General features: G+C 53.1%; 1 protein-coding gene. It reads right to left on the reverse strand.

The genetic code is table 11. The features are described from left to right. Positions 1 to 53: 53 nt before the first annotated feature. Positions 54 to 671 (reverse strand): IS6-like element IS26 family transposase (locus EXE10_RS21145; protein WP_096912031.1); only part of this gene is annotated, 618 nt, incomplete at its 5' end.

Genomic DNA, 671 nt, shown 5'->3' on the forward strand with positions numbered 1-671 from the left:
AGGCACTGTTGCAAAGTTAGCGATGAGGCAGCCTTTTGTCTTATTCAAAGGCCTTACATTTCAAAAACTCTGCTTACCAGGCGCATTTCGCCCAGGGGATCACCATAATAAAATGCTGAGGCCTGGCCTTTGCGTAGTGCACGCATCACCTCAATACCTTTGATGGTGGCGTAAGCCGTCTTCATGGATTTAAATCCCAGCGTGGCGCCGATTATCCGTTTCAGTTTGCCATGATCGCATTCAATCACGTTGTTCCGGTACTTAATCTGTCGGTGTTCAACGTCAGACGGGCACCGGCCTTCGCGTTTGAGCAGAGCAAGCGCGCGACCATAGGCGGGCGCTTTATCCGTGTTGATGAATCGCGGGATCTGCCACTTCTTCACGTTGTTGAGGATTTTACCCAGAAACCGGTATGCAGCTTTGCTGTTACGACGGGAGGAGAGATAAAAATCGACAGTGCGGCCCCGGCTGTCGACGGCCCGGTACAGATACGCCCAGCGGCCATTGACCTTCACGTAGGTTTCATCCATGTGCCACGGGCAAAGATCGGAAGGGTTACGCCAGTACCAGCGCAGCCGTTTTTCCATTTCAGGCGCATAACGCTGAACCCAGCGGTAAATCGTGGAGTGATCGACATTCACTCCGCGTTCAGCCAGCATCTCCTGCAGCTC

Source organism: Acinetobacter sp. WCHAc060033 (genome assembly GCF_004209125.1).
Classification (GTDB): domain Bacteria; phylum Pseudomonadota; class Gammaproteobacteria; order Pseudomonadales; family Moraxellaceae; genus Acinetobacter; species Acinetobacter wuhouensis.